Genomic DNA, 8,255 nt, shown 5'->3' on the forward strand with positions numbered 1-8,255 from the left:
ATGGCTCTGGAGTCAACAATTAGGCTTATATTTGGGTTTATCTGCCAATAAATTGCGCTATTTTACCCCCGAAGGGGAATTAGTACCCACTCCCGCAGAAGCGGCACAACAGGCAGAAACCCAAGTTGAACAGGAAAGGCAGAAATCCGCAAAATTAGCGGCTAAACTGCGGGAATTGGGCATAAATCCCGATGAAAATCTCTAATCTCCCCCTTTCAACCCTTGCACTTAATTAGATAACCACATCGTTGCTCACCTTGATTGATCCAGTGAGTCCGTTCGATCGTACAATCGGGCAGCAGCAGCGCAAACATTTCTAATTCATGGCCACAGATACTGGGATAAGAACCAGCCACCTCAGCAATAGCGCAATGATGCTCGGCCAGGACATAACTATTTTCTGCTTCCAGTGCCACTAATTCTGCCATATAACCCTCCTCTTGGCGAATTTCCAGCAATTTTCTCATTCTTTCCCCTAAAGACCCCTTCCCGAGGCGCAATTGATATTCTGCCGCTTTGCGTTGCCACTGTTTTTTGAGAATTTCCCCCACCTGTTGCTCTCCCACCGTCTCCACGAGAGTATTGAGGAAAGAAACGGCGAAATTATCGTAATTATGGGGAAAACGGCCACGACCTTGACGACTGAGACGATAAATGTGCTGAGGCCGTCCTATCTTATTTTGTACGGCAAAATATTCGATCAGTCCTTCCTCCTCCAAATCCTTAAGATGGCGGCGCGTCGCTTGCGGACTAATACTTAACTCCTCAGCCAAGTCTTGGGCGGTAGATTGACCGTTTTTGAGCAAATATTGCAGAATATCGTCTTTCGTCGAGGCGGGTTGAGTCGTGGTCATGATACCAAAAACAGAGGCTTTAGCGTACAATTGCTGAGAGTCAAGAAGCGGCCAATTACCCCTACAGAGTAACCTGAATAACAGAGGTTTACCAGCATCCTCTGAAATTTTCCGTGACTTTGACAACAGCTTTGTTGTTAATCTATTATATAATCAATTTAAACAACTTTATTGTTGTTTAACTGCCTCCCCTGCCTACCGCGTAGAGAGAACACTAACCCCCATGAGTGCAACCACCGTTAAAAATCTCGTTAACCAACCCTACAAGTACGGTTTCATCACCGATATTGAATCGGAAACCATCCCCCGCGGTTTAAATGAGGAGATTATTCGCCTAATTTCAGCGAAAAAGAAGGAACCGGAATTCATGCTCGATTTTCGTCTCCGGGCCTACCATCAATGGCAAAAGATGACCGAACCCAGTTGGCCGCACGTTTCCTATCCTGCCATTGATTATCAAAATATTATCTACTACTCTGCACCCAAACAGAAAAAAGAAAAACTCAACAGTCTTGAAGAAGTTGACCCCACTTTAATCGAAACCTTTGAAAAATTAGGCATTCCCCTTTCGGAACAAAAACGCCTTTCTAACGTCGCTGTCGATGCTATCTTTGACAGCGTTTCTATCGCCACAACTTTTAAAGAAAAACTAGCAGAACAGGGGGTTATTTTCTGTTCTATTTCGGAAGCTTTACAGGAACATCCCGACTTGGTGCAGAAATATCTCGGTACTGTGGTTCCCGTGGGTGATAATTATTTTGCCGCTCTTAATTCTGCCGTTTTTAGCGATGGTTCCTTTGTTTTTATACCCAAAGGTGTCGTCTGTCCTATGGAATTGTCCACCTATTTTCGGATTAATAACGGTGAGACGGGACAATTTGAAAGAACTTTAATTGTCGCTGAAGAAGGGGCATCGGTAAGTTATTTAGAAGGTTGCACTGCTCCGATGTACGATAGTAATCAACTTCATGCCGCCGTCGTGGAATTAGTCGCCCTCGATAATGCGGATATTAAATATTCGACGGTACAAAATTGGTACGCTGGCGATGCCAATGGGAAGGGAGGTATTTACAATTTCGTCACTAAACGGGGTCTGTGTAAAGGAGTTAATTCTAAGATTTCTTGGACGCAGGTGGAAACTGGTTCGGCAATTACTTGGAAGTATCCCAGTTGTGTCTTAGTCGGCGATAATTCCGTCGGGGAATTCTACTCAATTGCCCTAACTAATAACAAACAACAGGCCGATACAGGTACGAAAATGATTCACATTGGCCGCAACACCAAGAGTACCATTATTTCTAAGGGAATTTCTGCGGGTAACTCCCAAAATAGTTATCGCGGTTTAGTGAAAATGGGACCGAAAGCCAAGGGAGCAAGAAATTACTCCCAGTGTGATTCTATGCTGATTGGAGATAATGCTGAAGCTAACACCTTTCCCTATATTCAGGTGGATAACAACAGTGCTAAAGTAGAACACGAAGCTTCTACTTCTAAAATCGGTGAAGACCAATTATTCTACTTCGCACAACGGGGTATTTCCGAAGAAGATGCTGTCTCTATGTTAGTCAGTGGTTTCTGTAAGGATGTCCTCAGTAAATTACCGATGGAATTCGCTGCTGAAGCTGATAAACTCCTCAGTCTCAAGCTAGAAGGAACCGTCGGATAATCAGTAAAGTAGGGTGGGTTAGGCGATAGCCGTAACCCACCAAAAGCTAAGTTAGGCGATAGCCGTAACCCACCAAAAGCTAAGTTAGGCGATAGCCGTAACCCACCAAAAGCTAAGACAATTTATCCATCAATTGATGATTCGCCGTCAACCACCAAAACTAATATTTTTGTTCTAGAAAAACATCTCATGAGTGAAGTAATTTTATCGGTAAAAAATCTAACCGCTAGTATTGATGGAAATCAGATTCTTAAAGGAGTTAACCTCGAAATTAAAGCAGGTGAAACCCACGCAATTATGGGGCGCAATGGCTCAGGAAAAAGCACCTTTTCAAAAGTAATCGCTGGACATCCCGATTATGAAGTAACTGGGGGAGAAATAATTTATAAAGGCGAAAACCTTTTAGACAAAGAACCCGATGAACGAGCGCTTATGGGTATCTTTCTCGCATTCCAATATCCCCTAGAAATCCCCGGCGTTAGTAACCTCGATTTTCTTCGCGTTGCCTACAATGCCCGACAAAAATATCTAGGCTCGGAAGAATTAGATAGTTTTGACTTTGAGGAATTAGTCGAGAAAAAACTAGAAGTTGTCCAGATGAATCCTAGCTTTCTTGGCAGAAGTTTAAACGAAGGTTTCTCCGGTGGTGAGAAAAAACGTAATGAAATCCTACAAATGGCTTTATTAGAACCTACTTTAGGAATTCTCGATGAAATTGACTCCGGTTTAGACATCGATGCTTTGCGAATTGTTGCCCAGGGAGTCAATCACTTAGCTACTCCCGATAACGCTTTTTTACTTATCACCCACTATCAGCGTCTGCTCAACTACATTGAACCCGATGTTATTCATGTTATGTACGATGGGCGCATTGTCACCAGTGGCGGTAAAGAATTAGCTCTCGAATTAGAAAGAACTGGCTACGATTTCCTCGACGAACAATTATTAGCCGTTAAGTAATCTAGCTATCAGTATTCAGTATTCAGTATTCAGTATTCAGTATTCAGTATTCAGTATTCAGTATTCAGTATTCAGTATTCAGTATTCAGTATTCAGTATTCAGTATTCAGTATTCAGTATTCAGTTATCAGTTATCAGTTATCAGTTATCAGTTATCAGTTATCAGTATTCAGTTATCAGTATTCAGTATTCAGTATTCAGTATTCAGTATTCAGTATTCAGTATTCAGTATTCAGTATTCAGGAGTCGGGAGATAGGGTGGTCACTGCGTGCGCGTTGCGGGGGGATTTAGGGGTTTAGGGAAATTTCAGCCAAATGCTCCACTACCCCACTACCCCACTCCCCACACCCTACACCCCACACCCCACACCCTACACCCCACACCCTACACCCTACACCCTCCAACCCCCTCTTACCAATGACAGCCATAATCACGAAACCTGAACAATCAGGAGAATTATTGTTAAAATTGTCGCGAGAAACGGTTCCCACTATCGATAACGGTAAAATTCTCGAATTAAGAGAATCGGGAGCCAGTAAAGCTCAAGAATTAGCCATTCCTGGCAGAAAAGACGAAGAATGGCAATTCACCGATTTAAGTCAACTCTGGGCGATCGATTTTCGCGCTCCCCAAACCGTTACAATCGATAAAAATGCCCTAGCTGTTTTTTTACTGCCCGAAGCCAAAAACAGCCACCTAGTCTTCGTTAACGGCATTTATCAGCCCGAATTGTCCGATATCTCCGCTTTACCCCCCGGTGTCAGCGTCAGTAATCTCGCCAATGCACAAAAAGATGTTCTTGTCAACTATCTAGGGAAAGAAAAAACACCCGAATTTTTTACCGCACTCAACCAAGCTGGACTAAGCGATGGGGCAGTAATTCACGTCACCGCTAACACCGTCGTCACAACTCCCATACATCTCCTATTTATCACCGTTGTGGAGGAAATTCCCCGCTTTTATCAGCCCCATAGCCTCATCGTGGCCGAAACAGGAGCTAGTGTCAATATTATCGAGAATTACGGGGCTTTAGCCGAATATTGCTCCGATTTACCTGTAAATTACTCTTATTTCACCAACGCTGTCACAGAAATTTACCTCGAAGCCAACGCCGAGGTCATCCATACCAGAGTACAACGGGAATCGGGAGATGGTTTTCACATCGGACGCACGATAATTGAACAAGGGCGCGATAGCCGTTACACTCTCAACGAGATAAATCTAGGAGCTAAACTCTGCCGTCATAACCTCGATATCCTGCAAAAAGGAGAACAAACTGAGACAAATCTGCACGGATTAGCCATGATTACCGGACAACAAACCGCCGATACCCACAGCGCCATCTATCTCAACCATCCCCACGGCATCGCCAACCAACTGCATAAATGTATCGTTGATGGTAGCGCTCACGCCATCTTTAATGGTAAAGTGTTTGTTCCCAAACCCGCCCAATTAACCAACGCCTCCCAGTTAAATCGGAATTTGTTAATTTCTAACAAGGCACGAGTCAACACCAAACCCGAATTACAAATTACCGCCGATAACGTCAAATGTTCCCACGGGGCAACCATTAGCCAACTGGAAGCAGATGATTTATTCTATCTGCAAAGCCGGGGCTTAAGCGCCGACACCGCCCGCAGTTTGTTAATTGATGCTTTCTCGGCCGAGATTTTAGCTAAAATTCCTCTAGAATCCCTCCGCCAAAGATTGGGGCAATGTGTCGCCTGTCGCAGTGTGGAATAACTCTACCGGGGTGGGTGTCAACCTGCCCAAAGTACCCCTCTGACTCCTGACTAAAATGACAATTATCCAAGAAAAAACCCTCGCCCAAAAAGTCCGCGCCGATTTCCCTATCCTCCATCAAACCGTACACGATAAACCCCTTATCTATCTCGATAGTGCCGCCACTTCCCAAAAACCCATTCAAGTATTAGAAACCCTGCGAAACTATTACGAAAAAGATAACGCTAATGTGCATCGGGGGGCGCATACTTTAAGTGTCCGGGCAACGGAAGCCTACGAAGGAGCCAGAGATAAGGTGGCTAGGTTTATTAATGCCGCTTCTCGTCAGGAAATTGTCTATACTCGCAACGCCACGGAAGCGATTAATTTAGTCGCCTACAGTTGGGCGTTAAATACCCTGAAAGCAGGGGATGAAATTATTCTCTCGGTTATGGAACACCACAGTAATTTAATCCCCTGGCAAATTGTCTGCCAAAAGACGGGGGCAGTGATTAAATATGTGCCATTAACCAGCGAAGAAAGCTTTGATTTAGAACAATATAAATCTTTGTTATCTGACAAAACTAAATTAGTTGCTGTCCTTCATGTTTCTAATACATTAGGCTGTATTAATCCCGTTGCCGAAATAGTCAGCCTTGCCCATCAAGTCGGGGCGAAAGTATTAATTGATGCCTGTCAAAGTGTCCCCCATTTAGCCATTGATGTGCAGGCCATAGATTGTGATTGGTTGGTGGCTAGTGGTCATAAAATGTGCGCCCCCACCGGTATTGGATTTTTGTACGGCAAAGAGGCTATTTTAGAGGCAATGCCGCCCTTTTTTGGTGGTGGCGAAATGATTGCAGAAGTCTATTTAGACCATTTTACCTGTGCGGAACTGCCCCACAAATTTGAAGCTGGAACCCCCGCTATTGGCGAAGCGATTGCTCTCGGTGCTGCGGTAGAATATTTAAGGGGTTTAGGGATGGATAATATTCATGCCTACGAAGAAGAATTAACCGCCCATTTGTTCAAAAAATTAGGAGAAATTGAGGGTTTAAGAATTTACGGGCCGCCACCTAGTTTAACAGGCCAAGGTCGGGCTAGTTTAGCCGCCTTTAATGTGGAAGGGATTCATGCTAGTGATTTAGCTACTTTATTAGACCACGAAGGGATCGCTATTCGCTCCGGTCATCACTGTACCCAACCTCTACACCGCCTTTTTGATGCTTCCGGCAGCGCGCGGGCAAGTCTATATTTTTATAATACCCGCGAAGAAATTGATAGCTTTATTGTCGCTTTACAGGAAACTATTGATTTCTTTGCCAATTGTTTTTCTTAGGGGGATTTCTGGCCCCTTTCCTGTTCTTAAAGAGTGAAGGAAGTTACTTATTATTATCAAGGAATTTGTCCCGAAACGGGCGAGTTATTGCGCTTGCCCCGCACTCTTTTGGCTGAAAAAATTGCCCAAGATTTGATGACAACTATCACCAATCCTCAAGGTAAAATGTATGGAATTTTGTTAGGAGAAAATGCTGCTGGCGAAATAGAAGTTTTAAAAGCTTTTTCTGGACAGGGAGAAGCTGCTGGCTGGGTTCCGTCCCTAGTGGGGAGAGAAAAAATTATTCGGGAAGAAAAGCGAGTTTTGCAACTTTTAGAAACAATTAAACAGGAAATTATTACCCTACAATCAATTCCCGAACATAATTTATATCGACTCAATCAAGCAAATTTTGAGCGTAAAATACAAGCTTTACAGCAACAACATCAAAACCATAAACAGGAACGAGATAGGTTAAGAAATTTAGGAGATTTAAACCCAGAAGAATTAGAAAAATTAAATAATATCAGTCGTCAGGAAAAAAGAGAAAGAAAGCAATTAAAACAGGAACAAAAACAAGTTTTAAAACCCTTAATTGAGAAAATAAACTTAGCCAATCAGAGAATTATTGAACTTAAGCAACAGCGTAGGAACCTCTCCAAACAGTTACAGGAATTGCTGTATCAATCCTACTGTTTAAACAACTTTTCTGGACAATCTCTCTCCTTAGCTAAATTGATGGGCAGTAATTTGTTACCGACGGGAACAGGGGAATGTTGCGCCCCGAAATTATTAAATTATGCCGCCATGAAAGGATTAAAACCTGTCGCCATGGCCGAATTTTGGTGGGGAGAATCGAATCGAGATAGAAAACAGGGAGAATTTTATGGTGCTTGTCAAGAAAGATGTCAACCTCTCATGGGTTTTTTACTCTCTGGTTTACGTTCGTCCCTAGAAATTATCTACGAAGACGAGGGAATAATTGTTATTAATAAACCTGCGGGATTATTATCGGTAGCAGGACGTTATCAAGATAGTCAAGATGCTGTGGTCAATCGGTTTCGTAGTCAGGGAAAAAATGTCATTCCAGTTCATCGTTTAGACCGAGAAACTTCTGGTATATTATTACTAGCTAAAAGTTTAGATATTTATCGTTGTTTATCCCAACAATTTCAACGGCGAGAAGTGGAGAAAATCTACGAAGCTATATTATCAGAAATTATTGAGCGAGAATCAGGCATAATTGACCTACCTCTCTGGGGAAATCCGCAAAATCGACCCTATCAAACTGTGGACTGGCAAAGGGGAAAAGCTAGTCAAACCTATTTTAAAGTTGTCGGCAAAGAAGGCAATTATTCTCGGCTAGAATTTATTCCCTACACGGGAAGAACCCATCAAATTCGTGTTCATAGTCAACAGGGATTAGGGATAGGAATTTTAGGCGATCGCTTGTACAATGGTAAGCAGTCCGACCGTTTACACCTACACGCTAAACAATTATCGTTTCGTCATCCTCAGACCGAAAATAAACTTGATCTCATCATTCCCACCCCCTTTTGAGAGCTATAATTGCTAACAGCCAAAAATTAGCTATAGTAACCCGAACTGGGGTTAAATAGGGTTTGCTGAATAAATCTAAAAACCTTGTTGGATAAGGTTTTTAGACTTTTTTTCCCTCAAAAAGTGCCGACCATTGGAGTGATTGGGGGGAAAATTCAGGTACTTTTTCCCTGA

General features: G+C 42.9%; 6 protein-coding genes and 1 pseudogene. 6 read left to right on the plus strand and 1 reads right to left on the minus strand.

Annotated elements, in window-relative coordinates:
- Positions 1-205, plus strand: a pseudogene (locus EWV68_RS12535) (Uma2 family endonuclease); the annotation flags it as partial.
- A gap of 10 nt (positions 206-215) precedes the next feature.
- Here EWV68_RS12535 and sufR read toward each other — a convergent pair.
- Complete coding sequence (sufR, locus tag EWV68_RS12540; protein ID WP_002758414.1) at positions 216-854, minus strand: iron-sulfur cluster biosynthesis transcriptional regulator SufR; 639 nt, start codon at positions 852-854, stop codon at positions 216-218.
- 223 nt (positions 855-1,077) lie between these two features.
- Between sufR and sufB the strand changes: the two genes are divergently transcribed.
- The 5 genes from sufB to EWV68_RS12565 all read left to right on the plus strand — a co-directional run bounded on the left by sufB (position 1,078) and on the right by EWV68_RS12565 (position 8,081).
- Positions 1,078-2,520, plus strand: coding sequence for a Fe-S cluster assembly protein SufB (gene sufB, locus EWV68_RS12545; RefSeq protein ID WP_036395285.1), 1,443 nt, complete (start codon positions 1,078-1,080; stop codon positions 2,518-2,520).
- A gap of 189 nt (positions 2,521-2,709) precedes the next feature.
- Positions 2,710-3,480: a Fe-S cluster assembly ATPase SufC gene (sufC, locus tag EWV68_RS12550; RefSeq protein ID WP_002778368.1), complete on the plus strand. Its 771-nt coding sequence runs from the start codon at positions 2,710-2,712 to the stop codon at positions 3,478-3,480.
- A 418-nt stretch (positions 3,481-3,898) separates the two neighbouring features.
- The gene (sufD, locus tag EWV68_RS12555) at positions 3,899-5,224 is read left to right on the plus strand and encodes a Fe-S cluster assembly protein SufD (protein ID WP_287169970.1); all 1,326 of its coding nucleotides are present in this window, start codon (positions 3,899-3,901) and stop codon (positions 5,222-5,224) included.
- 55 nt (positions 5,225-5,279) lie between these two features.
- Positions 5,280-6,542, plus strand: coding sequence for a SufS family cysteine desulfurase (locus EWV68_RS12560; RefSeq protein WP_287169971.1), 1,263 nt, complete (start codon positions 5,280-5,282; stop codon positions 6,540-6,542).
- A gap of 33 nt (positions 6,543-6,575) precedes the next feature.
- A complete protein-coding gene (locus tag EWV68_RS12565) occupies positions 6,576-8,081 on the plus strand; it encodes an RluA family pseudouridine synthase (protein ID WP_287169972.1) in 1,506 nt (501 codons plus the stop codon).
- Positions 8,082-8,255 lie beyond the last annotated feature (174 nt).

This window comes from Microcystis sp. M_QC_C_20170808_M9Col (assembly GCF_007095495.1).
Taxonomy (GTDB): Bacteria; Cyanobacteriota; Cyanobacteriia; order Cyanobacteriales; family Microcystaceae; genus Microcystis; species Microcystis aeruginosa.